21 protein-coding genes and 2 tRNA genes are annotated in these 24,251 nt (G+C 60.6%); 13 read left to right on the top strand and 10 right to left on the bottom strand.

Annotated elements, in window-relative coordinates; genetic code table 11:
- The first annotated feature begins 97 nt into the window (after positions 1-97).
- Positions 98-1,519 carry a PAS domain S-box protein gene (locus CUJ86_RS11320; RefSeq protein ID WP_130647690.1) on the top strand — a complete coding sequence of 474 codons (1,422 nt, stop codon included), beginning with the start codon at positions 98-100 and terminating at the stop codon, positions 1,517-1,519.
- Between the two features lie 16 nt (positions 1,520-1,535).
- Here the strand turns inward: CUJ86_RS11320 and CUJ86_RS11315 are convergent, their stop codons facing one another.
- Together CUJ86_RS11315 and CUJ86_RS11310 are read right to left on the bottom strand one after the other, a co-directional pair.
- A complete protein-coding gene (locus CUJ86_RS11315) occupies positions 1,536-2,201 on the bottom strand; it encodes a nitrite/sulfite reductase domain-containing protein (RefSeq protein WP_130647689.1) in 666 nt (221 codons plus the stop codon).
- Positions 2,202-2,269: 68 nt separating this feature from the next.
- The gene (locus CUJ86_RS11310; RefSeq protein WP_235855672.1) at positions 2,270-3,136 is read right to left on the bottom strand and encodes a TrmB family transcriptional regulator; all 867 of its coding nucleotides are present in this window, start codon (positions 3,134-3,136) and stop codon (positions 2,270-2,272) included.
- A 318-nt stretch (positions 3,137-3,454) separates the two neighbouring features.
- Here CUJ86_RS11310 and CUJ86_RS11305 point away from each other — a divergent pair, with 318 nt between their 5' ends.
- From CUJ86_RS11305 to CUJ86_RS11295, 3 genes are all read left to right on the top strand, one after another.
- On the top strand, positions 3,455-3,826 hold the full coding sequence (locus tag CUJ86_RS11305) for a hypothetical protein (RefSeq protein ID WP_130647688.1): 372 nt from the start codon (positions 3,455-3,457) through the stop codon (positions 3,824-3,826).
- A 103-nt stretch (positions 3,827-3,929) separates the two neighbouring features.
- Positions 3,930-6,239, top strand: a complete 2,310-nt coding sequence (locus tag CUJ86_RS11300) for an efflux RND transporter permease subunit (RefSeq protein ID WP_130647687.1) — start codon at positions 3,930-3,932, stop codon at positions 6,237-6,239.
- Positions 6,240-6,308: 69 nt separating this feature from the next.
- Positions 6,309-7,508 (top strand): MFS transporter, encoded by a 1,200-nt coding sequence (locus CUJ86_RS11295; RefSeq protein WP_130647686.1) that lies wholly within the window; start codon positions 6,309-6,311, stop codon positions 7,506-7,508.
- A 40-nt stretch (positions 7,509-7,548) separates the two neighbouring features.
- Here the strand turns inward: CUJ86_RS11295 and CUJ86_RS11290 are convergent.
- Positions 7,549-7,621: transfer RNA gene (locus CUJ86_RS11290), tRNA-His, on the bottom strand.
- A 201-nt stretch (positions 7,622-7,822) separates the two neighbouring features.
- On the opposite strand from CUJ86_RS11290, the gene infB reads away from it, so the two are divergent.
- Together infB and CUJ86_RS11280 are read left to right on the top strand one after the other, a co-directional pair.
- Positions 7,823-9,631: a translation initiation factor IF-2 gene (gene infB, locus CUJ86_RS11285; RefSeq protein ID WP_130647685.1), complete on the top strand. Its 1,809-nt coding sequence runs from the start codon at positions 7,823-7,825 to the stop codon at positions 9,629-9,631.
- A 70-nt stretch (positions 9,632-9,701) separates the two neighbouring features.
- The gene (locus CUJ86_RS11280) at positions 9,702-10,106 is read left to right on the top strand and encodes a 30S ribosomal protein S6e (protein ID WP_130647684.1); all 405 of its coding nucleotides are present in this window, start codon (positions 9,702-9,704) and stop codon (positions 10,104-10,106) included.
- A 134-nt stretch (positions 10,107-10,240) separates the two neighbouring features.
- Here the strand turns inward: CUJ86_RS11280 and CUJ86_RS11275 are convergent, their stop codons facing one another.
- Both CUJ86_RS11275 and CUJ86_RS11270 read right to left on the bottom strand, forming a co-directional pair.
- Positions 10,241-10,705: a DUF2240 family protein gene (locus CUJ86_RS11275; RefSeq protein WP_130647683.1), complete on the bottom strand. Its 465-nt coding sequence runs from the start codon at positions 10,703-10,705 to the stop codon at positions 10,241-10,243.
- On the bottom strand, positions 10,702-11,127 hold the full coding sequence (locus CUJ86_RS11270; RefSeq protein ID WP_130647682.1) for a hypothetical protein: 426 nt from the start codon (positions 11,125-11,127) through the stop codon (positions 10,702-10,704). Before CUJ86_RS11270 ends, CUJ86_RS11275 begins: the two co-directional genes overlap by 4 nt.
- Before the next feature lie 89 nt (positions 11,128-11,216).
- Between CUJ86_RS11270 and CUJ86_RS11265 the strand changes: the two genes are divergently transcribed.
- Positions 11,217-11,555, top strand: coding sequence for a DsrE family protein (locus tag CUJ86_RS11265; RefSeq protein WP_130647681.1), 339 nt, complete (start codon positions 11,217-11,219; stop codon positions 11,553-11,555).
- A 7-nt stretch (positions 11,556-11,562) separates the two neighbouring features.
- Here CUJ86_RS11265 and CUJ86_RS11260 read toward each other — a convergent pair whose 3' ends face one another.
- Positions 11,563-11,940: a 30S ribosomal protein S8e gene (locus CUJ86_RS11260; RefSeq protein ID WP_130647680.1), complete on the bottom strand. Its 378-nt coding sequence runs from the start codon at positions 11,938-11,940 to the stop codon at positions 11,563-11,565.
- Between the two features lie 86 nt (positions 11,941-12,026).
- Complete coding sequence (gene hypB / locus CUJ86_RS11255) at positions 12,027-12,674, bottom strand: hydrogenase nickel incorporation protein HypB (protein WP_130647679.1); 648 nt, start codon at positions 12,672-12,674, stop codon at positions 12,027-12,029.
- A gap of 53 nt (positions 12,675-12,727) precedes the next feature.
- Here hypB and CUJ86_RS11250 point away from each other — a divergent pair, with 53 nt between their 5' ends.
- From CUJ86_RS11250 to CUJ86_RS11225, 5 genes are all read left to right on the top strand, one after another.
- Entirely contained in the window at positions 12,728-13,000 is a 273-nt protein-coding gene (locus tag CUJ86_RS11250; RefSeq protein ID WP_130647678.1) for a signal recognition particle subunit SRP19/SEC65 family protein, read from the top strand.
- A complete protein-coding gene (locus CUJ86_RS11245; protein ID WP_130647677.1) occupies positions 12,997-13,653 on the top strand; it encodes a histidinol phosphate phosphatase domain-containing protein in 657 nt (218 codons plus the stop codon). Before CUJ86_RS11250 ends, CUJ86_RS11245 begins: the two co-directional genes overlap by 4 nt.
- Positions 13,654-13,981: 328 nt before the next feature.
- A complete protein-coding gene (locus CUJ86_RS11235; protein WP_130647676.1) occupies positions 13,982-14,992 on the top strand; it encodes a transcription initiation factor IIB in 1,011 nt (336 codons plus the stop codon).
- Positions 14,993-15,132: 140 nt separating this feature from the next.
- Positions 15,133-15,204, top strand: a tRNA-Ala gene (locus CUJ86_RS11230).
- A gap of 157 nt (positions 15,205-15,361) precedes the next feature.
- Positions 15,362-16,771, top strand: a complete 1,410-nt coding sequence (locus CUJ86_RS11225) for an MFS transporter (protein WP_130647675.1) — start codon at positions 15,362-15,364, stop codon at positions 16,769-16,771.
- Between the two features lie 12 nt (positions 16,772-16,783).
- Here CUJ86_RS11225 and CUJ86_RS11220 read toward each other — a convergent pair whose 3' ends face one another.
- The gene (locus tag CUJ86_RS11220; RefSeq protein WP_235855673.1) at positions 16,784-18,181 is read right to left on the bottom strand and encodes a PKD domain-containing protein; all 1,398 of its coding nucleotides are present in this window, start codon (positions 18,179-18,181) and stop codon (positions 16,784-16,786) included.
- A 255-nt stretch (positions 18,182-18,436) separates the two neighbouring features.
- Complete coding sequence (locus CUJ86_RS11215; RefSeq protein WP_165394898.1) at positions 18,437-22,984, bottom strand: NosD domain-containing protein; 4,548 nt, start codon at positions 22,982-22,984, stop codon at positions 18,437-18,439.
- A gap of 239 nt (positions 22,985-23,223) precedes the next feature.
- Between CUJ86_RS11215 and CUJ86_RS11210 the strand changes: the two genes are divergently transcribed.
- Positions 23,224-23,937 (top strand): TIGR00266 family protein, encoded by a 714-nt coding sequence (locus CUJ86_RS11210; RefSeq protein ID WP_130647672.1) that lies wholly within the window; start codon positions 23,224-23,226, stop codon positions 23,935-23,937.
- Between the two features lie 49 nt (positions 23,938-23,986).
- Here CUJ86_RS11210 and CUJ86_RS11900 read toward each other — a convergent pair.
- Positions 23,987-24,251, bottom strand: a 265-nt coding sequence (locus tag CUJ86_RS11900; protein ID WP_207231418.1) for a hypothetical protein, incomplete at its 5' end; no start/stop codon positions are given.

Here is a 24,251-nt window from a genome sequence, read left to right as displayed (position 1 = left end):
CCAGTTCCCTGCCGGGCGATTATGCCGTGCATATGATCAGATAGATCATGATAGATAATGATAAATCCTCGGTATGCACCACACATATGCAGTGCATATGGGCCGGACCACCAGCGGCATCAAGGATGCCATCGCCATCAGGGAACTGCTCAGGAACCACCCGAAGGGCCTCTCGATCTCGGAGATCGCCGCGGCGACGGGCCTCCACCGGAACACCGCCGCAAAATATCTGGAGATGCTCGCCCTCAAGGGAGATGTGGACCGGAAACAGATCGGCACCGCCCGCAACTATTTTCTGGCCAGACGGGTGCCCGTATCCGCTCTCCTCCACATCGCCCGCCACCCGACCATCGTGGTCAATGCCCGCCTTGAAGTGGAGATCGCCGGGGGGCAGGCGCTGGAACTGCTCGGATGCACTCTCGAGGTGATCTATGGCGAACGACTGGGAAATCTCCCCTTTCCCATGTTTACCGACTCTTCCGTCATCGAACGGTGCCGGGAGGCAGTGGCGGGCGTGCAGGCGGTCGTCCCGGTGACGACCACCTTCTCGGGTGCCCGCCATGACCTCAGTCTTCACCTCATCCCGGTCGTCTTCGACACCGGCAGGGAGGGCGCCGCCATTGTCCTCATCGACGAGAGCGGCGAACGAAGGGCGGCAGCCGAACGGGAGACCTGGCGGCGGCGGCATGAGGCCCTCACGGCGGACGGCACCGAGTTTGTGCTCGCCACCGCCGACGACCTCACCATCACCCTGGCGAACGAGGCATTCTGTCGCCATGCCGGAAAACAACGGGATCACCTCATAGGTCACCGTTTCCTCCCGCTCTTTCCACCGGCGGAAAGAGAACGAGCGGCACAGGCGCTTGCCGCCCTGACACCCGATTCACCCGCCAGAACACTCGACCTCAGAACGGTGGGGAGAGACGGGAGCATGAACCATGAACGCTGGACATTCCGGGCCCTCTTCGACAATGACGGCACTCCGGATGGTTACCACCTCACCGGCCGCGACATTACGGCAGAAAAACACTGCGAAGAACGTCTGCACGACTACCACACCAATATGGAAAGCCTGATCACCCGGCGGACTGCAGAGATGGCGGAGGCGAACCGCACCCTGCTGGCGGTGATCGCCGAGAAGGAGGAGGTGGAGCAGGAGCTCCTGTTCACCAGGTTTGCGTTCGACCATGCCTCGGACTCGATCCTCCTCTTCGATGAGGGAGGAACGGTGTATCAGGCAAACAAAACGGCATGCGACCTCCTCGGCTACTCCCCCGCAGAGATCCTGGAGGCCACCGCCTTCGGGATCAACCCCTCCATCACGCCTGGCAGGTGGAAACGGATGTGGACCGACGCCCGACCCGGACGGCGTGAACAGATCCGCTCGGTCCACCGCAGAAAAAACGGCACCGTCTTCGATGTCGAGGTCTCCCGGACCTTCGTCCGATTTGCCGACCGGACCTACTTCTGCTCCATCGCTCGCGAGATCCAGAACAAGCCCGGAGAAGGGGAGCAGTGAACCGGGGTCAACCCCCTCAGGGCCCTTTTCCACCGATCGCTTCCTTCACCGCCTCGATCCCGAGGCGTTCGACCATACGCGGCGTGCGTTCGCCGGGTTTCCCTGAGTCCCGGTAAAATTCGAGGAGGAGGCGCACCAGCGAGAGGGCGTCTTCGGTCGTGAGGTCCCGCCCGATCACATCCCCGATCCGCGGTCTCCCACCGGAATTTCCCCCGAATGTGACCGTCCATCCCTTCGCCGTCCCGATCACCCCGACATCCCGCATATAACTCTCGCCGCAACAGCGAGGGCACCCGGAAACCCCCATCTTCAGTTTTGCCGGGAGATTCATCGCCTGATAGTCCTCCTCGATCCGCAGGCCAAAGCCAAGCGAGTCCTGCACACCATATTTGCAGACCGCCGTTCCCGGGCATGCCTGCACATAGTGGACGCACGGCGCCGTCGCCTCCCCGACCGTCATCCCGAGTTCGTTCCAGATCGGGTCCACGTCCTCTGGCTTGATCCCGACGAGCGCCATCCGCTGTCCCGAGGTGATCTTGATCACCGGGATCTCATAGCGGCGTGCCACCTTGGCGATCGTCTCCAGCACTTCAGGCGTCACGATCCCTGCAGGCGTGCGCGGGACGATCGCATACGTCTGCTTGTCGCGCTGGAGTATCGCACCTCTCGGTCCCTCTTGCATTCTTCAGTCCCCCCCTGAACACGCCTCATCATGCACTGGCAAATAATAAAGATACCGGCAGACCGGGGTCAGGAGGGGGAAATCCCGCCGGGCGGCAGATCGTACTCCGCCTCCAGGTGCATGATGATGGACTGCAGCAGGAAGCGCATCATCGGTGCATCGGACCCGGTGAAGGCCCCGCCGTCCGAACCCGGCACCGAAAGTGCGAAGAAATCGCCGTCATCCATGAATATGGCGGTGCCGAACGATTTTCTATCCGGACCTTTATGCAGGGAGAGCAATTCGGAGAGGGCGCCGCTCCCCTCATAGACCGGGAGATCTACCGCCGCGAACGCCTCTGCATCCCTGACGACGATGTAGAGGTCGGCCCTCTTCGACACCGCCCTCAGTTCGTCCATATATGACCGCAAAAACGAGGGATCATTGCACAGGATCACCATCCGGTTCCGCACCCTCTTAAACATCGAGGTCAGGTGGTTGGCGATCGCCCAGTCGCTCCTGAGCATATAAAACGACGGCGGCGGTCGGAGGTGCGCCACCGAAAGGTTCCGGATCGCCTTTCTGGTCTGCTCGAGCGAGGAGAGATACTCCTCCTTGATGTGGTCGATCACATCGTCCGGGTCGAGCAGATAGTAACAGGTCGGCGATCCCTCTTCGATCCCGATGAAGCCCCGTCTGGCCAGATCATGGAGGATATCGTAAATCCTCCCCCTCGGCACCCCGCTCAGTTCGTGGATGTCGCGGGCGGTCGCCTTCCTGAGCGAGAGCAGGGTGGAGTAGACACGCCCCTCGTAGTCGTTGAGTCCAAGGTTCCGGAGGAGGGGGAGCAGATCGTCTGGCATGCGATCCGGTGCGACCGCCGGGCGGGTAAAGGTGACGGTTGAAACCCCGATGAGTTTCACCAGATATTTGATGTCGTCGCCCCAACCGATCATCTGCAGCAAAGGGTTCGCAGACGCCATCTGCACGCCATACGAGATCACCACTCTTCACACGGGCATCACCCCACAAGGGGGTATTCGAACCCTTTCTGCCAGAATTCACAACACCACCTCCAACCAGAAAGACCGGAAAACCGGGGCAGGCGGGGAAAACCATTCCCCTCCCCGGACCAGGGCATACAACCGGAACCACCCCCACCCATAAATGCAACCCCTTTTCGTTCCATCACCTTGATGTGCCATCCGGCCCAAACGCTCCCGCCAGGTACGACCATGACGCACACCGGCATACCGGCACCACACGGAGATCGGATGGAACACCCGGCAAACAGGATAGCCTACCGGGACTCGCACACCAGATACGGGGCAGAAACAGACGCCATCTGGGAAGAGACCGGCTTTTTCCCCTCTCCCGCCTGTTGCGCCACCGTCGAACTGCTCCACCGCCTCTTCATGGTCGGGGGTGCGGACCCGGATGAGGTCGATGCCCTGGTCAGGCAGGCAGAACACCTCCTCCATACCACCGGTGACGGAGACGACGGCATCACCGTCACCGACCCCCTGCGGGTATTCGGCACCGCATCCGAATACGGCATCACCCTCGCCGGAAAAACCCCGGATGAAGCGGCGATGGAGATCACACGTGAGATCGTTGCCGACTACCGGCGGGCGATCCCGCCATGACCCCGGTTTTCCCGGGGATGGCGTCAAACACTATATTCCGAACCTGCGCACCTATATACGATCGTGACCGACGGCGATCCCTACTCTATCCGGAGACCACTTCATGAATACACCCTATGAACGTCTTGCAGACGTCATCAATGCACACACCTATATCGTGCTCGGTGTCGCCGCTGCCATCTTTCTGCTTGCCATCGGCGGTCTTACGATGGTGACGATGGAGACGGGGGACGACACCTACATCGATAAGAACACACCCACCGGGGCAATGCTCGCCCATTACTCTGACACCTATGGATCAGACGCCATCATGCTCATTTTCGAGTGCGATGACGTCACCGATCCAACTATTCTGCAGTACATCGACAACCTCGAGGCCGACATCAGAAACGAGCAGTATGTGGACTCGGTCTCAGGCATCGTAGATATGATGAAACAGGTGAACGGCGGCAGGGTGCCGACCTCCAGCGGCGAGGTGAGCGCCATCATGCAGGGCATCCCCCCGGAGACACTGGAGCGCTATCTCCCGTCCGTGATGATGACCATCACCGGCATCACCCTCGATCCTGGCGTATCTGAATCCGTTCAGCAGCAGGTGCTCAACAGCATCCGCACGGTCATCGCCATCTCCGATCCCCCTCCCGGCCTGACGGTCACGGTCTCGGGCAATCCGGCCTTCGAACAGGAGATGCAGCAGGAGATGGGGTCATCGATGGGGACCCTCATCCTCGCGGCGATGCTCCTGATGGTTCTGGCCGTGACCTTCCTCTTCTCCCACGTCCGCTACCGCCTGCTGCCGGTCTTCATCGTGGCGACCGGCGTGATCCTGACCTTCGGGATGATGGGACTCTTCGGCATCCCCATCTCGATGACCGTCATCGGCGCATTCCCGGTGCTCATCGGGATCGGGATCGACTATGCGATCCAGTTCCATACGCGCTTTGACGAGGAGATGCAGCGGGGCACCATCCCGCAGGCAGTGAGGGCGACCGTCGGCAACTCCGGTCCCGCCGTCCTCATCGCCATGGTGGCGACATCACTCGGCTTCATCGCCATGTTCATCTCCCCGGTCCCGATGGTCGCCGATTTCGGGGTGACCTGCACCATCGGGGTAGTCTCCTGCTATCTCTCCGCCCTGATCATCGTCCCCGTCTTCGGCATCATCTCGAAATATCGTCCGAAGGTGCGGCAGGGAAGACTCGATGACGTGGAGGCCTGCGAACTCGACTGGAAGGGCTGCGAGACGGAACCGACCCATGAACAGGGCACACGGGGGTCCTTCACCGAGCACTACAACCACCTGCTCGGCAAGGTCGCCTACACGATCGCAAAGAACCCGGTCCCCATCCTGCTGATCTTCGCCCTGGTCGCCGTCGTCGGTTACCAGATGGACGAGGAGGTGCCGATCAACGCCGACCAGGACACCTTCGTGCCCTCGGACATGCCGGCGCTTCTGGACATGGAGAAGGTGACCAGGACGATGGGCTCCACCTCCACCGTACCGGTGGTCGTGACCGGCGAGGACGTCCTCTCCATCGAAACCCTCCAGTGGATCGACGGGTTCACCACGTATGAACTGGAGCGAAACGACAAGATCATCGGCGCCACGAGCATCGTCACCCTGATCCGGCAATACAACAACGGCGTGCTGCCGGTATATGAGAGTCAGGTCAGAGACGTCGTCGGGACGATCCCCGAGGACACCAGAAAACGCTATCTCAACGGCAACATGGAGGCCGTCATCGAGTTCTCCACCGTAGACATGGAAATGGACATCGCCCGGTCGATGATCAAGAACCTGGAGAAGGAGGCCGCCTTTTATCAGGCGCCCCCGGGCACCACGGTGATGGTGACCGGGACGCTGGACATGTTCACCAACCTGATGGACGATATCGCCAGGTCAAAGACGACGATGGTCATCGCCGGTTTTGTGCTCATCTTTGGATTTCTGCTGCTGGTCTACCGGCGCTCCAGCGCCATCACCCCCCTCATCCCGATCGTGATGATCGTGGGGTGGAACGGGGCGATCATGTACCTCTTCGGGCTGGACTACAGCCCGATGACCGCCACCCTGGGGTCGATGACCATCGGCGTGGCCTCGGAGTACACCATCCTGATCATGGAGCGTTGCGAGGAGGAACTCGCACGCGGCCTCGACATCTACACGGCCATCCAGACCGCCGTCCAGAAGATCGGGATGGCGATCACCGTCTCCGGCATGACAACAGTCTTCGGGTTCTCCGCCCTCATCCTCTCGGAGTTCAACATCATCTCGAACTTCGGCCTTGTGACCGTGATCACCGTCGGTTTCTCGCTTATCGGCGGCATCCTGGCGATGCCGGCGGTGCTCTCACTGATGTACCGCTATTCCAACCGTAACGGCGCACAACCGGCGGCGCAGCCTTCGGTATAACCCTTTTTTTCCAGCGGCGCCTCGTTCATCGGCAGACCTATACGCCGGAGCGTCGGAGTCACAATCACCATGCCCGACCCCGCTCCGTCCACACCCCTTGATCGGAGGGCAGCATATCTGATCATCCTGCTCTTCGGCATCGTCAGCCTCTTTGGTGACGTCATCTATGAGGGGGCGAGGAGCGTCACCGGACCCTATCTGTTTGCCCTCGGGGGTTCGGCCCTCGTCGTCGGGGTCGTGGCAGGACTGGGAGAGTTCCTCGGCTATGCCCTTCGCCTCCTCTCCGGGCACCTCGCCGACGCCACGCACCGTTACTGGACGCTCACCTTCCTTGGCTACGGCATGCTGATCGCCGTCCCCCTGCTCGCCCTCGCCGGGTCATGGGAGATGGCCGCCCTGCTCTTCATCGTTGAACGGATGGGGAAGGGGATCCGGGCACCGGCCAAGGACGCCATCCTCTCGAATGTGACTTCAAGCGTCGGACGGGGATGGGGGTTCGGGATCCATGAGGCGCTCGACCAGATCGGTGCGATCATCGGGCCGATCATCTTTTCCGCCGCATTCCTCCTGCACGGCAATTACCGGGCCGGATTTGCCCTGCTGCTCATCCCCTTCGCCCTGATGATGCTCTCACTCGTCGTCACCCGGAGTCGGGCCCCGGCGCCGGCGGCACTCGAGAGGGCGGGCGGACCGGCGCAGCAGGCACCGCCCACCAGCACCCTTGTCCCCTACGCCATCTTCACCGCCCTCACCATGGCCGGTTTCGTCGCCTTTCCACTCATCGCCTATCACCTCACCGCCACCGCCACACTCTCAGAGGCGGAGATCCCCCTGTATTATGCCGTCGCCATGGGCGTCGACGCCGCGGTCGCCCTCATCGCAGGGCGCCTCTACGACCGCATCGGCCTTTCGGTGCTCGCTGCCGCACCCATCATCGGCATCGCCGTACCCTTCCTCGCCTTCACGTCATCCCCGTCCATGGCGCTTGCAGCCGCGGCCCTCTGGGGAGCGGCGATGGGCATTCAGGAGACCGTATTGCGCGCCGCAGTCGCTGATTACACCCACCTCTCAAAGCGCGGACGGGCCTACGGCATCTTCAACACCATATATGGGGCAGGATGGTTTGCGGGCAGCGCCGTAATCGGATGGGTCTACGGGATCTCGATACCCCTGGCCATCGGCTTCGCCGCCGGGATGCAGATGCTGGCGCTGCCCGTATTCTTCCATGCAAAACGGAGGATGGAGACGGGACGAGCTTCAGGAACCTGAATGCTCAGAATACGAAAATGCAACTCACTAAATGAAAGAGGGCCGGGGCCGAGACTCGAACCCGGGTCGGGGGATCCACAGTCCCCTAGGATGACCAACTACCCCACCCCGGCAAAATACTCTACAATGTTAGATGATACCATTGATTAACCTATCGGCAGGCCGGGCGCCGGGAAGGCCGATTCTGACCCTGTACACTCCCCCCGAACCTCAAAGCGCCGGCACGGGAGAGAATTAATAGGGGGAGATGCCCTAATACATAGCAATAATCCGGATTTCCCCGAAAAGGGGCCGGAAATGTGGGGGCGCGGGAGATGGCAAAGAAGAAGAAGGCAGGAAAGGAGAGCGAGGGCTCAAATATCAGGACACCCATCGTCTGTGTCCTTGGACACGTCGATCACGGCAAAACATCTCTCCTCGACTGGATCCGGGGATCGTCCGTGGTTTCCGGCGAGGCAGGGGCGATCACCCAGCATATCGGGGCGACCCTCGTCCCGTTCGACGCCATCGGACGGATGAGCGGTGCGCTCCAGAACCTCCAGATCAACGTTCCCGGCCTCCTCTTCATCGACACACCGGGCCACCATGCCTTCACCACACTCCGCGCACGGGGCGGGGCGCTTGCCGACATGGCGATCCTGGTCGTCGATATCAATGAGGGGTTCCAGCCCCAGACGATTGAGGCGCTTGAGATCCTCCGCACCTACCGCACCCCCTTCGTCGTCGCCGCCACAAAGATCGACCGGATCCATGGGTGGCGGGTGAACAAAAACGCCCCCTTCAAGAAGACCTTCGAGACGCAGGGTGACCGCGCCAAACAGATCTTCGAGAACAAGACCTACGAGCTGATCGGAAAACTCTCTGAGATGGATTTCGCCTGCGAGCGCTTCGACCGCGTGAGCGACTTCGCCCGGAACGTCGCCATCGTCCCGGTCTCCGGGGTCACCGGCGAGGGGGTGCCCGACCTGCTGATGATGCTCATCGGTCTTGCCCAGCGCTATATGACCGAGGCCCTCGCCGTCTCGGTGGACGGTCCGGGCGCCGGCACGGTGCTCGAGGTGAAGGAGGAGCGCGGTCTCGGCATGACCCTGGACGTCATCCTCTACGACGGCACCATCTCGGTCGGCGAGGAGATTGCCGTCGCCACCGCCGACGGCGTCATCAACCAGAAGGTCAGGTCCCTCCTCAAACCCCGTCCGATGTCGGAGATCCTCGTCGAGGAACGGTTTGAACGGGTGAAGACGGTCACCGCCGCCGCCGGGATCAAGGTCTCCGCCCCGCACCTGGAGGGGGTCATCGCCGGATCGCCGCTCCGCGTCGTCCGCACGCCGGCCGACCGCGATGAGATCAACGAGGAGGTGCGGCGCGAGGTCGAGGAGATCCATGTCAACCTCGCCGAAGAGGGGATCTTCATCAAGGCGGACACCATCGGCGCACTGGAGGCACTGGCAAAGGAGCTGCAGGACCATGAGATCGGGATCATGCGGGCAGAGGTCGGTCCGGTCTCCCGCCACGACCTCATCGAGGTCGGGACGATCAAGGACAAACTCAATGCCGTCCTCCTCGCCTTCAACACCCCCATCCTCCCGGACGCCCTGGAGATGCTGAAGGACCCGACATGCCGGGCCACCGTCTTCACCGGCGACATCATCTACAAGCTCATCGACGACTACACCGAATGGGTCGAGGAGCAGCAGCGGCGGATCGAGGCCGCACGCTTCGAGCACATCATCCTTCCCGCAAAGATCACCATCCTGGAGGGCTGTACCTTCCGGCAGAGCAACCCGGCGGTGGTGGGGGTGCGGATCCTCGGCGGCAAACTCCGCAACGGCGTCAACCTCGTCAGGCGGGACGGCAAACGGATCGGCCAGTTGAAGACGATCCAGATCCGGGGCGAAAACGTCTCAGAAGCCGACGCAGGTGCCGAAGTGGCCATCTCCATCGACGGTCCGACCATCGGACGGCAGATCAATGAGACGGACGAACTTTATGCCGAGATCCCGGAACACCACGTGAAAGTGCTCGAAAAAGAGATGCTTCCAACCCTCAAACAGGGAATGAAAGAGGTTCTCGAGGAATACACATCCATGCGCAGGAAGGAGCACCCCTTCTGGGGCAAGTAGTATTTAATACCCTGCGTACCCAACATGATAGACACGTCTGATACCATCAGGTCGAGAAGGAGTCATAATAATGGTCGATTTCAAAGTTGTCGTATCTGACACGAAGGCGGGCCGCGCCTACAATATCGAGGCTAGCGGGGCGGCCGCATCAGGGTTTGTCGGAAAGAAGATCGGGGACGAGATTGAAGGCGGACCCCTCGGGCTTACCGGATACACCATCACGATCACCGGCGGGTCTGACCGGACCGGCATTGCCGCACGGCGGGACCTTCCGGGCGCGGGACGCAGGAAGATCCTCCTCTCCGAGGGTTTCGGTTTCCACCCCACCCATGCAGGCGAACGCCGCAGGAAGTCGATCCGCGGCAACGAGATCACAACGGACTTCGTCCAGATCAACGCCGTCATCGCAAAATACGGCGAGAAGTCAGTGGACACACTCCTCGGCAAGACCGAAGAGGCAGAAGCCGCAGAATAAGGTGCCCGGCGCACCCGCCCAACACCGATCGCCGCCTTGAAATCAGGCGGCACTCTGTTTTTTCCTGCCACACCCTCAGCAGAGCAGCCGTGGCGTAAAATAATAGTATCAGGTCTGCCGGTCCGCCCGGAGCCTCACCTCTCCTCGAGCACACCCTCACGGATCGCAGGAAGGAGATCCGACCACGTCACGTTGTAGCGGCGGGCCAGAAGCACGGCGGCGGCGCCGGCCCTGAGATGCCCGTCAAATTCACCGTCGATCACACCGTTCATCTCGGCGATCACCGCGTTCTCCTCCCTCCCGGTGGCGTCGGCAATGCGACGCACAAGGTCATGACAGGGATCAGGCGCCTCGAAGATCTCCGGCCCCGGCCTGAAGCCGAGCGGAATCGATACCGATGCCACATCAAATGCCGGAAAAACCTTCCCATTCTCGATCTCCACCAGTCCGGACGATGCGGCGAGACGGAGAACGGCGTTCGCCTGGTCCACATTCATCCACTTCCGGTCGAGAGCCAGAAAAAAAACAAACTGGTTACGGTCCATTTCAGCGCGGTGCATCTGCTTGAACGGGGCCGCTACCGTGATCTTCAGGCTCACTCGCAGGCACCCTTCAGCATTTCTTTCACATGCATCGCATCCATCGCCCCACCGGTCCCCTCCTTGACCACGAAAACCTCAGTCCGGTCGCCCCGGTCCACAACCCGGAACAAAAAGCGGTTCTCAGAGATCGGGCGGCGCCCTTCGGCCCGCAGCAGGGTCTCGTGGATCGCCATCCTGAAATCGACCGATTCTGTCACATCGCCGAGCGAACCAGAGAGCATGTCGAGCGGCAGAAAATGCGTCCTGTCATCGGCAACATCGATGAGGACATCATGCTTAAAGAGATCACCGTCCTTCCGACGGGTCGTATGGCTGCGGTGAAGGGCGGCGACACCCCCGAGCACCCCGCGGAAAGGTGAAGACAGGGTAAAATTTAGGTCGAAACGGGCCGGAAAGCGGTAGTATATTCTGCGCATCATACACCTATGCGCATGTGGACCAGATAATCTCTGCTGTCCTGAGAGAGAGGAGAACCTTTAACCTGCATGGGAGGGAGGAGGGATCCATCATGACCACATACAGGGCACTCTTCCATCTGAACGACAACAGGAGCGCTCCGGGCGTATTCGCAAATATCAGGAACCTGCTTGACGATCTCGACGATGATGTTGCAATCGAAGTGGTCGGCAATGGAGAGGGGGTGAAAACGTTCCTGATCACCGGAAAACATGCAGACGAAGTGAAGGCACTCTCCGGAAAGAACGTCAGTTTCGCGGCCTGTTCCAACAGCCTCAGGAGCCACGGGTTTACAAAGGACGACCTCCCGCGATGCGTAACGATCGTCCCCTCCGGTGTCGGGGAGATCGTACGCCGGCAGGCCGAGGGGTATGCCTACCTCAAACCCTGAAAAAAAGTTATTCGATCAGAACGGCGTTAACGACGCCGTCCTGTCCCGGGCGGCTGACGATACGCGCCCGCCCGATCTCGGTCCTGATGATCGCACCTTTCGTCAGGAGGTTCCGGCGGACATAGTTGATGTTTGCCGGGTTTGCCTCCACTGTCTGGATGCCGACCTTCTTTGTCTCGCCGGTTGCAGGGTTCGAGACCGAGGCCATATCGGCGCGGAGCGCCCTGACCTTCACATTTCCGCCCCTGACCCGCATGAGCCGGCTCCTGTTCTCCCCAACATGGGTCTCTGCCGCTGCACGGCCGATTTCAAACCGCCTCTTCCCGCAGGCCGGGTGGTTCCTGCCGCCGGTCTGGCGCCGGACGGATCTTCCTTGCCACTGTATAGTATCACCTCAGGTGTTGTTCTGTGAGACCGATTAATCCCTACCAGAGTGCTATATATATTCAGGCTCACCGTATTTAAGGGTGATCACTCCAGTATTGCATCAACGACGGCCATAACGCCCTCTCCGCTCTTCATATTCGTCCGGAAAATTTTCATTTCCGGGTTGTACCGGCGCATGTCCGCCTCCATCCGGTCCATGTCGCACCCAACAAACGGGGCGAGATCGGTCTTGTTGATCACCGCAATCGAGGAACCGCGAAACATCATCGGATGCTTGTTCACAACGTCGTCCCCTTCGGTCGTCGAGACCACCACAATTCTTTTCTCCGCACCGAGGGCGAAATCGGTCGGACAGACCATGTTGCCGACATTCTCGATGAAGAGGAGATCGATCGCATCCAGGGGAAGGTCCGCGATGGCGTGCTCCACGATATGGGCATCGAGGTGGCACTCGGTGCCGGTGTTGGCATTGACGGCAGGAATGCCAAGGGCCACGATGCGTCTGAAGTCGTCGTCGCCATAGACGTCCCCGGCAATAGCGCCTGCACGGAGGTTGCGTTCACGGAGGAGGGGCACCATCCGTTCGATCAGCGCCGTCTTCCCCGAACCGATCGCACCGAGGAGATCGAATGCCCGAACACCGTGCTCCTTCAGGTGAGCGGCATTCGCAGCAGCGAGGCGGTCATTCGCTGCATAGACATCCTTCTCAATGGAGACGTCGATATGATGCATACAAGATCTATGAACGCGACCCCTATATAGGTTCATCAGTAATCTCATAAGCAATGGAACATGAGTGCATCCTCTATCCCTGCTATTTTCATGCCGGACTGAAGCGGGCCGAAGGGAGACGGGTCCCGAGGGCTGCTGCCGCAAAAAATCCGAGCCTCGCCGATCTCGAGGCCGCCCTCAAGAAATGCGGATACACCTATCGGACAGAGGAGAAGCACCACCCCGCCCACTGGCATCGCCGGGAGGGGCGTGCCGTGGTTTCCAGTGAGGAGCCAAAGGGTTCGGTGATCAGAAAGGTCGCCGGCGCCCTTGAGGTGAAGCGATGAGCGGTCTCTACGACCTCCACACCCATACCCTGATGAGCGACGGCGAACTGCTCCCCATCGAACTCGTCCGCCGCCTCGCTGTCCTCGGCTACGAGGTCGTCGCCATCGCCGACCATGTCGACTGCACGAATATCACGCAGGTGATCGACGCCGCCACCTGCCTGAAATCGAGTGCGGCCCGCTACGGCGTGCGACTGCTGGCAGGGGTGGAGATCACCCATGTGCCGCCCGAGGAGATCGCCGGGCTTGCAGAACGGGCCAGAGACGAAGGGGCCGATGTGGTCGTGGTGCACGGTGAGACGACGGTGGAACCTGTGGCAGCTGGCACCAATCACGCCGCCTGCGCCTCGAAAGATGTGGACGTCCTCGCCCATCCGGGTTTTATCACACCGGAGGATGCACGACTGGCGTCCAGAAACGGCGTTGCCCTGGAGATCACCTCACGCGGTGGGCACAATCGCACAAACGGGTATGTGGCCGGGATCGCCCGGGAGGCGGGGTGCATGCTCGTGGTGAACTCTGATGCCCATGCGCCCTCCGACCTCCTGACGGCAGAGGAAAAAATGGCGGTGGCACGCGGTGCAGGGCTAACAGAGGAAGAAAGCGGCAGATCAGCATCCTTAAATATTCTTTCGGATTTACTCGGCATTTAATCGATATTTATACTTTATCGATACTTTTAAATATTGTTGGAATGCATTTATATATGCTATCCCTTCTTCGGAGGGGTCTTGACGAGGTAATCCTATTGAAACTAGTGGGGCCGATTATTAAAATTTGCGGTTCTCACACCCTTATCCTGAGGTGTGATGCCGCCCAACTGCCCCGCCTCTATGGAGAGGTGTTCGATAGACGCCTCAGGCCGGCAGGAAAAATTGTGGATATCTTTGGAAATGTGGCCTCGCCCTTCGCTGCAGTCAGGTGCCGACAGAACTGCACGATACGGACAGGCGAGAAACTCTATACAAAAGGTGACGGGAAATGGCAGAAATCGAGAAATTGAAGATGCTCCAGAGTGAGCGCGAGGCTCTCAAGAAGAGAGTGCGCACCACCGTCAAGGAGCAGGAGAGAAAGCGCGAGGAGGCAACCGAGAACGTCTGCCCGGAGTGCGGCAGCCGTCAGCTCGTCCACGATTATGAACGTGCAGAACTGGTCTGCAAGAACTGTGGCCTCGTGATCGACGAGGAGTTCATCGACCGCGGTCCGGAATGGCGTGCCTTCGACCATGACCAGCGGGTGAAGCGCTCCCGTGTCGGTGCCCCGATGACCTTCACCATCCACGACAAGGGTCTCTCGACGATGATCGACTGGCGCAACCGGGACAGCTATGGGCGCGCCATCTCGTCGAAGAACCGGGCGCAGCTCTACCGCCTGCGGAAGTGGCAGCGGCGTATCCGTGTCTCGAACGCCACAGAGCGGAACCTTGCCTTCGCCCTCTCCGAACTCGACCGGATGGCGTCGGCCCTCGGTCTGCCGAGGAACGTGCGGGAGACCGCCGCCGTGATCTACCGTGACGCCGTGGACAAGAACCTGATCAGGGGCAGATCGATTGAAGGCGTCGCTGCCGCCGCCCTGTATGCCGCATGCCGGCAGTGCTCGGTCCCGAGGACGCTCGATGAGATCGCCGAGGTGTCCAGGGTATCCCGCAAGGAGATCGGGCGCACATACCGGTTCATCTCCCGCGAACTGGGCTTAAAACTCCTCCCGACCTCCCCGATCGACTATGTGCCCCGCTTCTGCTCCGGCCTCACCCTGAAGGGCGAGGTGCAGAGCCGCGCCGTCGAGATCCTCAGACAGGCAGGCGAGCGTGAACTGACGAGCGGCAGGGGACCGACCGGCGTCGCCGCCGCCGCCATCTACATCTCCTCGATCCTCTCCGGGGAACGGAGGACCCAGCGCGAGGTGGCAGAGGTGGCGGGTGTCACCGAGGTGACAATCCGCAACCGCTACAAGGAACTGGCAGAGAAACTGGATATCGAGATCATCCTCTGATCTTTTTTTTGGACGCACCTTGCGCGGCCTCCGCCGTATCGTTCACTCTTTCATCTGCCGTCGGCATGTGCCCATCAGGAACAGATATAAGGTGACGGCGGCAATACTATTAGGCAGGATCAGAGCGTGATCCAGCATGCGGGCTCGTAGATCAGGGGAAGATCGCATCGTTCGCAACGATGAGGCCGCGGGTTCAATTCCCGCCGGGTCCATACCATTTTTTGTTATTCTGTCATCGCCATTTTCTGCCCCATAAACCAAACCCGGACAATCGATCCGTCTCCACCTGTAGGCGACACCCATGCTGTGCGCCGATAATTCGTCCGAGAAAAAACGGAAAGAACAAAAAGGTGCACATGGCACCTTCAAATGATGAATGCCGCATCCGGGGCAGAAAAGGAGAAGAGGGGCACACAACGCGCAATCATCTTTGTCATCGCCCTCGCGGCCTTTATGGGATCGCTCGACGTGAGCATCGTCAATATCTCCCTGCCGACGATTGCCGCATCCTTCGGCATCGGAACCGGTCCGGTCTCATGGGTCTCGATCGCCTACCTCCTCGTCCTCTCCAGTTTTCTGCCGGCATTCGGGAAGATCGGCGACCGGATCGGGTTCAGGCCCGTTTTTCTCTCAGGGTTCACGATATTTCTGGCCGGATCGCTCCTGTGTGGACTGGCAACCGACATACTCCCCCTGATCGCCTTCCGCGTGCTGCAGGCGATCGGAGCAGCGATGCTCACTGCCATCGGTCCGGCGATGGTCTCGACCCTGCTGCCCGCCGCCGTGCGGGGAACCGGACTCGGGATCACCACCTCCTTTGCCTCCCTGGGCATCGCCGCTGGTCCAGCGGTCGGCGGGTTTCTGACCGCCTATCTCACCTGGCGCTGGATCTTTTTTATCAATATCCCGGTCGGTCTTGTCGCCCTGCTGCTGGCGGTGCGGGTGATCCCCTCCCTGCCGGTGTCGCGGCCCGAGACGCCGTTCGATCTTGGCGGGGCGGCACTGATCTTCGGGGCACTCGGGAGCGGCATCTTCGCCCTGAACATGGGGCAGAACCTCGGCTGGACCTCCACACCCATCTGTGCGGCATATGCGGCGGCGCTCATACTTTCCATTGCATTTTTCGTGCAGGAGCGACGCCACCCTGAACCGGTCATCGACCTGCACCTGTTTTCGAATCGGAGTTTCTCCTTTGCAAATGCCGCCGCCCTTCTCCTGATGCTTGTGTATACAGGAGCGATCTTCCTCTTCCCCTTCTATCTGGAGCTGGTCCGGGGCTATACGCCGGACATCTCCGGACTGGTCCTGATGGTGCCGTCGGTGATGATGCTCATCGCCGGACCGATCGCCGGACGACTCTCCGACCGTTTTGGTTCACGGGGGATCTGCACGGTTGCGACGGCGATCCTCTGCATCTCCTTTCTGCTGTTCTCGGGGCTTGACGGGGCCACACCAGTCCCCTTCATGCTGCTCTCCCTCGCCCTGATGGGGACCGCCACCGGACTCTTCATCCCGCCGAGTTCAAGCCTGATCCTGCGGTGCAGCCCTGCCGACCGGCAGGGCATGGCCTCAAGCGTGATGATGGCGATCCGGGACGGAGGGGCGGTCGTCGGCGTGGCGGTCTTCGAGGCGCTCTTTGCCGCCGCGGTGGTCACCGGCGCCATACCAGCGTCGGTCGATCCGGCGGCACTCGTCGGGGGGTTTCAGACGACCTTCCTTGCGGGTGCGGTCGTGGCAGGACTTGCCACCCTCTGCTCGTTCAGTACGCGAGATCCCTGAAGGGCGGCAGGATCATCCCTCCACCACCTCAAACCAGCGGTCCCTCAGCCCCACGTTGCACTGCGCAATATAGAGGGCGTCGCCGGTCTCGATGACGCCGTTCCGGTGCACGTCGGTGGCATGGAAGCGTTCGGTTCCGGCCTCCGGTTTCGCCACAAGACCGACGACTTCCTTCAGCACGCGGAGGGTGTCGGCCTGATTCACCGCACCGTCGCCATTCGCATCGCCGGGGAGACAGGGGAGGACACGGATATACTCCGGTTTCACACAGGACCCGGCACCGCCGTCCACCGAGAGGGAGACGTCATAGGTGCCGGGGACGGTATAGGGATGCACCGGATTTGGTTCTCCGGAGGTGGCGCCGTCCCCGAACGACCAGTTCCATGACGAGGGTGAACCCTCCGTCAGACCGGTGAATTGGACACTCAGGGGGACGAAACCCTCCAGGGGTGCGGCGCTGAAGTTGACGGTCATGGGCGGGCGGTCCACACGGATACAATCTTCCTGCGTCAGGGAATCGTTCCCCCACGCATTCGAGACGGCGAGCGTCACCGTATAGTTCCCTTCGGCCCGATAGACGTGGACCGGGTGCTGCTCGTCAGAGGTGGCGCCGTCCCCGAACTTCCACCACCAGGCGGTCGGCGCATTCATCGAGGTGTCGGTGAACTGCACCGAAAGCGGCGCATCGCCGCTGAGGGGATCGGCGGAGAACCCTGCCACCGGCGCATATGGCGAGATGGCACTGTGGATCGTGATGTTCCTGACATACATCACGGAGGTGCCGCTGGCCGAGGGGTAGTGGCCGTTGTAGTAGTACCAGAAGGTCTCATTCCAGGACTCGTGCATGTCCCAGTTCCCCCAGACATGCATTCCGGCCGCATTCGTCGTCTCCCCGAAAAAATACAGCCGCATGCCGTGATCAAAACTCTCGTTCACGTACCCGAGATCATCCCCGTGATACCAGATGAGCCCGAAGGGGCCCTGCCCGGGGTCGGGAGTGTCGATGTACGCCGCGGGCCAGCGCTTCGTCAGACCGTCCGCCGCCCTGAACGCCACCAGGTCCGCCGGGTCTGCCCCGCCGACAAGGTCGAGGAGCGCTGCCACATCGGTGCCCATGAACTCGCCGTGGTCCTTATAGAGGATGTTCACGTCCTCGTCAGGATTCCAGGGGTCGTAGGTCTCGCCTGGATGTGTATCCTCCCATGCCCCTTCAAAGACCGGGCCCTGCGTATAATAGACCGTCTGACCGTCTCCGAGAACGGGCAGGTTCTCCATCATCCAGACCCAGTCCACCGTCGCCCTGCAGAGGACCGTCTCATCGTCGGAGGCGAGTTTTGTGATCGTCACCTCCGTGGTGGTGAGGGCGGCAGCGGCAGGGGCGGCGAGGAGACAGATCAGGAGAAACAGCATCGCCACAGAGCAGGCGTGCCGGCCCAATCTCTGTACGGCATCTCTGGGAGCATGAATTCCGGGCATTTTTCGATTCATCGCATTCACCACATCTTGAAGGACCAGATAAGAGGCATCGTGCCACTATTCAGGTATCGGCACACTTTCCTGTTATATTTCTGCATATTTCAAGATCCCTATCATTCGCACGGGGGAGGGGGTGCCGAAACCGGATCACGACAAAAAAGAGAGGGGATGAGACGGCACCGCCGCCGATCACGCTTCCCGCCTGAAGAGGGATAATGCCGCAATGGCGGTGAGGGCGATCCCCCACCAGACGGGCGTCTGGTGCGCAGGGGTGTCGGTCGGGTTCGCGGTGGGCGGGGTCGCCGTCGCGGTGATGGGAACCGCCGTCGCCGGCATATTGGCCTCTGCCTCCGCACCAGGCGGAGTTATCACCTGAATCTCAGCCTCCACAGGCGGAACGCTCGCCGCCACTTCGGCCGCCTCTCCTGCCGCCACGGCGAAGTAGGAGAAGCCCGGCGAGGTCGCACGATAGACATAACGGCCCCCTTCCTCACCAATCAACACCGTCGGGAGCGCCAACCATGCCCCCTCATGATAGCGCCAGAGGGTGATGCCCTCCGGTGTCAGCCCCTGCTCCTCCAGCCATGCCGCCGGCACATCGAAGGTGAAGACCGCCTCGGCGATCGCAGCGTCGGTTGTGTAGGTGAGGTCGGCGGCGAGATACTGGTAGACCGGACCGTCCAGACCATCGGGCCCGTCCGTCACCGGATCGATTCCGATCATCACACCGTCGATCCGTTCTGCTGCCCTGAGGGTGATCCCGGTTACCGCCGAACCCGAAAAGTGCATCGTCGCCGTGTCACCGGGGTTCAGGTTGCCGGCGGCGGCGATGTCACCGGAATCGTCGTCACCCCCATCATCGCCGAAGAAATATCGGTCAGGGGTCTCCATGAGCGGATACGCATCGGTGAAACCATCGCCGGCATAGGGCACGTCACCGATGCCGTCGCCGTTCTGATCGGTGCCGTTGTAGGCTTTTCCCCAGTGGTTGCCCATCGGTGAGGTCCAGGTGCGCCCGCCATAATGGTAGGTGAGGGTTCCGGGGGAGGCCCAGAGGATGTCCAGGGAATCATACTCAGCTGCACTCGCGTTGCAGAACGAGTTGAGATAGACCTGACAGTCCACAGAGTCCGAGATCCCGCATCCAAACAGGGTATCGGACATGGTGCAGCCCGTAATGACAGTGGTTATGGCTTCACCAAGCAGGATTCCCATGAGATCATTCTCCTGCACCGTGCACGAAGCGACCTGGCAATCCTCCAATCCCCAGAGTGCAATCCCATACAAACCGCCGGAGACACTGCACTCCTGGAGAGAGCAGTGTTCGGCATTCATAAGAAACATGCCCAGGTAGTCGTTGCCCTGCGCCAGACAGCCGTTGATGCTGCAGTTGCCGACCTCATCGAGAATCATGCCAAATTCGCCATTGTCCTGCACGCTACACCCGTCGATATCGCACCCCTCCGCGTCCCAGAGTGCGATCCCATAGTAATTATTGGATGTCGCAATGCACTCCGAGATCTGGCAGTCTGCTGAATGATACACATCTATCCCCGTATCCGTTCCCACGGCGGTGCAGTTCTGGATGGCGATCGCAGAGCACCCCCCGAGAGTGATTCCATAATAATCATCGGTTACCAGGATGCTGTCCATGGTGACGCCCGTGCTCTTCCAGAGATAGACACCGGCATAACTGTTGGAGAGTATCAGGTCATGGATCTCCAGCCCGGTGCAGTTGACCGCATAGATCGTCCCGGCATCGGCAAAGTCCCCTGCAGGATTGCCGGTGGCGTTGAGGAGATAATAGACGGGTTTTCCGTCGACCGTGTTGCTCAGATCGATCTCATGGATAAAGTGGGTGTCATTCCAGCCGTCGAGCCCGAAGTTGTAATGGTTGCCGTCCATCACGTTCCCGCTCAGCCTGCACCCCTCTGAACCGGAGATGAATATACCATCATACTCGTTCTCCGTCGCCCTGCATCCGGCGACCTCCACGGCAGAACAACCATGGATATACATGCCCATATCCGTATTTTCCGCGGCCTCACATCCGTCCAGCCCGACCGCCGACGACCCGGCAATCCGGATGCCATAACAGTTCTCCCGTGCCGTCACGCCCTCAAGGGTGGAGGCGGTGGTGTTCCAGAAGAAGACGCCATACCGGTTGTCCGAGAGGGTGAGGCCACGGATCTCCAGCCCCACAGAATCGATCGCATAGATCGTCCCGGCATCGGCAAAGTCCCCTGCAGGGTTACCGGTGGCGCCGCGGAGATAATAGACGGGTTTTCCGTCGACCGTGTTGCTCAGGTCGATTTCATGGACATAATCGGCATCACTGCCCCCGTAGAGGCCGAAGTTGTAGCAGTTCGACGCCATCGAGTTGTTCGTGAGGGTGCAGTTCTCTGAATACCGGATGTTGATGCCGTCCTCGTTTTCGGTTGCCGTGCATCCGTCAAGGAGGACGGATGAAGAACCGGAAACATAGATGCCCGAACCCGTATTGTTCCCGGCATCGCATCCGATGAGGCCGATGCAGCCGCCAGAATCGCCCCCATCTGAGGCGCGGACCTCACAGAGGTCCTCCTGCGCAGTCACGGCAGGTGCACCGACACAGAAATCATCAAACAGCGGTGCAATGTCGTGTGCCGTATGACCATGAGTCCCGTCATACCCGCTGGAGATACTGGCCCGACTGTTCATGGCGGTGGCGGTGCCGCTGCAGGAATACACCATGATCCCGTTCCCCCCATTGTCATCGGCACCGCAATCCCTGAGAGTGGTCCCTGAACATTCCGAGATATACATGCCATCGTCGGCGTTGGTGTTCGCCTCACAGCAGATGAGCGTGCTGTTCTCTGATTTCCAGAGAGAGAAACCCATCCCGGCATTCTCTGTGGCGATGCACCCGACGATCCCGGCAGCGTTCGCCCGGACCATCAGTCCGGCATCCCCGTATTCATCGCCCCCGCCGCTCAGCACAAAGCCCTCGACATTCACGCCGTCGGCAAGGACCGAGAGAGCACTGCCGTTCCCGCCGGCATCGATCACCGGCAGACCCTCGCCGGTGTCGATCCCCAGCAGGGTGATCGTGGTGTTCACGACGACGCTCTCTTCATAGGTGCCGCTCTCCACCCAGACCGTCTCACCGGCCGCGGCGGTATCGACCGCCGCCTGGATGGTCGGATAGTCCTGCGGCACCAGAAGGGCATCGGTGGTGAACGCCTTGATGCAGAGGTTGGTGTCAGGCATTATGTCGGTCAGATCCTCCCAATCGTCGCCGTCGACGCTCACATAACTCTGACCGGGTGCAGCGGTGGCATTGCTCGAATACCCCTCGATCGGCTTCTCCACCACGAGGGAGCGGGTATCGGTGGGGGCGGCGATCTTCAGCACCACCGAGAAGGTCTGGCCCGGCGAGAGGGGGACCGCCGCGGGCAGGTTGACGGTGTGGTAACCGGGCAGGGTGGCGGTGCCCGGGGTCCATGCCACAGGGCCCGAGGCATTGCCCGGCGGGGTGTCGATGTCACGGAAGACGGCGACGACATAGTCGGTGCCGGGTTCGCGGGTGTAGAAGCCCACCGACCGCAGGTCCTCGTAGCCGTCGGATGTAAAGAGGTTCGCACCATAGAGCGTCGTTGCATCACCGGTGCCGATGCTCGTCGTCCAGCCGAGGGGGTCATACCCATAGACATGATCCAGGGCACCAACGGGCTCGCCGGTGAAGAGCACCGACGTGAAATCCAGGTCATCGCCAACGAACGTGGAGTTCTCATCCCAGAAATTCCCGAGTTCGGGCTCATAGTATGAGATGTAGAAGTAGCCCCGGTCGCCGACACCCTCACCCCAGGAGTTCTTTGCAATGAAGGCTCCATCACCGGGAGGGGAGACCGTGAAGTTCGATGCAGGATAGGCGTCGTCCCAGCCCACCAGGGCCACGGCGTGTCCGCCATCGCTTTCATACCTTCCGTCGGCTGGACGGTAATAGGTGAGGCAATTGTCGGTAAAACAAGACCAGTTCACGTTAAATCCCACCCAGAGAGCACCTTCGTCCCTGATAGCCCGCTTGACCGGATCGTTGCCGAGCGGGCCGTCTCTCGGCGGGAGGAAGGTGACATCCCCGACATGGACCACCGGCGCACAGTCGGTGGGCGAGTCAGGAGAGGGCACCGGCAGGAGATAGGGGTCGTCGGACTCATTCACCGGACCACTCCAGCGGGCAAGGTAGGCAGTGGACACAAACGCCTGACCGCCGCCGCATGGGCCGACATCGAAGCCCTCAGGATAGAGGTTCGAGCAGAGGTTCTTCATGTTGTTCTCTGAGAAGTCCCATGCGATCCCGGTGTCGGTGAGCAGGGTCGATTCAAGGGAGGCATAGGTTGCAAAGGCCCAGCAGCTCCCGCACCGCCCCTGGTCCCGCACCGGGGTGACCCGCCCCTCATCCCTGAGGTCGAAGGCGGCAGGGAGCGGTTCGGGCTCCGCAGAGACAACCGAATGTTCGGGCCAGACCAGCAGAGCAGGAGCAGGAACAAGACCGGTCAGTGGATAGGGCGATTGTTCCGTCAGGGAACCGGCCATGCGACTGCAGAGAGCGTCGGAAGCGACCGCACCGCCACCCTCACCATAGGAGACAAAGGCCGGATTGAGGGGCGCACATTCAAACTGGACGGCTGATGCCCCCTGCACGGCGAGGAGGAGGGTAAAAGCACAGAATATCAGGAAGGGTGTGGGGGATTTCATCACGATCACCGCATGAACGATGTGGAGTGATGGTATGCCATTCCATATATGGCAATCGAATATGTACACGCCCATAAACCGAAATTTTTGTTTTTCCTGGAATTCCATACAGAAATAAAGGGAAAAGGCACCCTAATGACCGGAATATTCAATCAGGGCGATCAGGACGTGCTCTCAGAGGGGTGAAAAAAGGAAAAGGGTGATATAATCGCCGGTGCGACTCTCTCAGAGGACTGACGATGAAACACGAGATCATCGGTGACAACCTGCAGATGGTAAAACTCTCCCTGGACCAGGGGGAGCGGATCAATGCCGAGGCCGGCGCAATGGTGAACATGAGCGGGAACATGCAGATGGACTCCCATATGAAGGGCGGACTTCTCGGCGGCCTGAAGCGGGTGCTCACCAGCGAAAGCCTGTTCCTGACCGAGTTCACCCCGCAGGGGGGCAGCGGCTTTGTCTCCTTCGCCGGGAACGTCCCTGGCCGGATCTTTCCTGTGGATGTCACAAAGGGCGAGTTCATCGCCCAGAAGGATGCCTATCTCTGTTCTGAGGAGGGCGTGCATCTCGACATTGCCTTCACCAAGAAGATCCGTTCGGGCTTTTTCGGCGGCGAAGGCTTCATTCTCCAGCGGTTGTCGGGTTCAGGGACCACCTTCCTCCACTGCTGCGGCGACATCATCGAGATGGACCTTGCGCCCGGCGAAGTGGTGCGGGTGGAGACCGGGCTTGTGGTCGGGTTTGAGGCAGGGGTGGACTACTCCATCCAGCTGGCAGGCGGCGTGAAGACCGTCTTCTTCGGCGGCGAAGGTCTCTTCCTGACCACCCTCACCGGTCCCGGAAAGGTGATCCTCCAGTCGATGGACGTCGCAAAACTTGCATCGTCCCTCATCCCCTTCCTCCCCCACGACACCTCGGGAGGCGGGGCCGGCGGGATCAATATCAAGATCTGAATCCCTTTTTTCTCTTTTTACGGGCAGCCTGACACCTAAAAAAAAGGAGTTATCTCCGCCTGATCAGCAGCAGGGCCCCGAGCGCTGCAACGGGAGCAAAGACAAGCGGGCTCTTCTGTGTCGCCGGGGGCAGGGTTTCTGCCGTCTCCACCGGTTCTGCAGGCGTCAGCGTCGCTGAGGGTGTCATATTCTCTGCTACGACCGGGGCCTTCTCCGGCAGGGCGGTGATGGCGAAATACGAGAAGCCCGGTGTTTCGGCCCGGAAGGTAAAGGCGTCACCGCTCTCGCCGGTCACTTCCACTTTGAGGCGCTCC

This window comes from Methanofollis fontis (assembly GCF_004297185.1).
GTDB classification, from domain to species: domain Archaea; phylum Halobacteriota; class Methanomicrobia; order Methanomicrobiales; family Methanofollaceae; genus Methanofollis; species Methanofollis fontis.
This window is presented reverse-complemented; position numbering and strand designations above follow the sequence as displayed.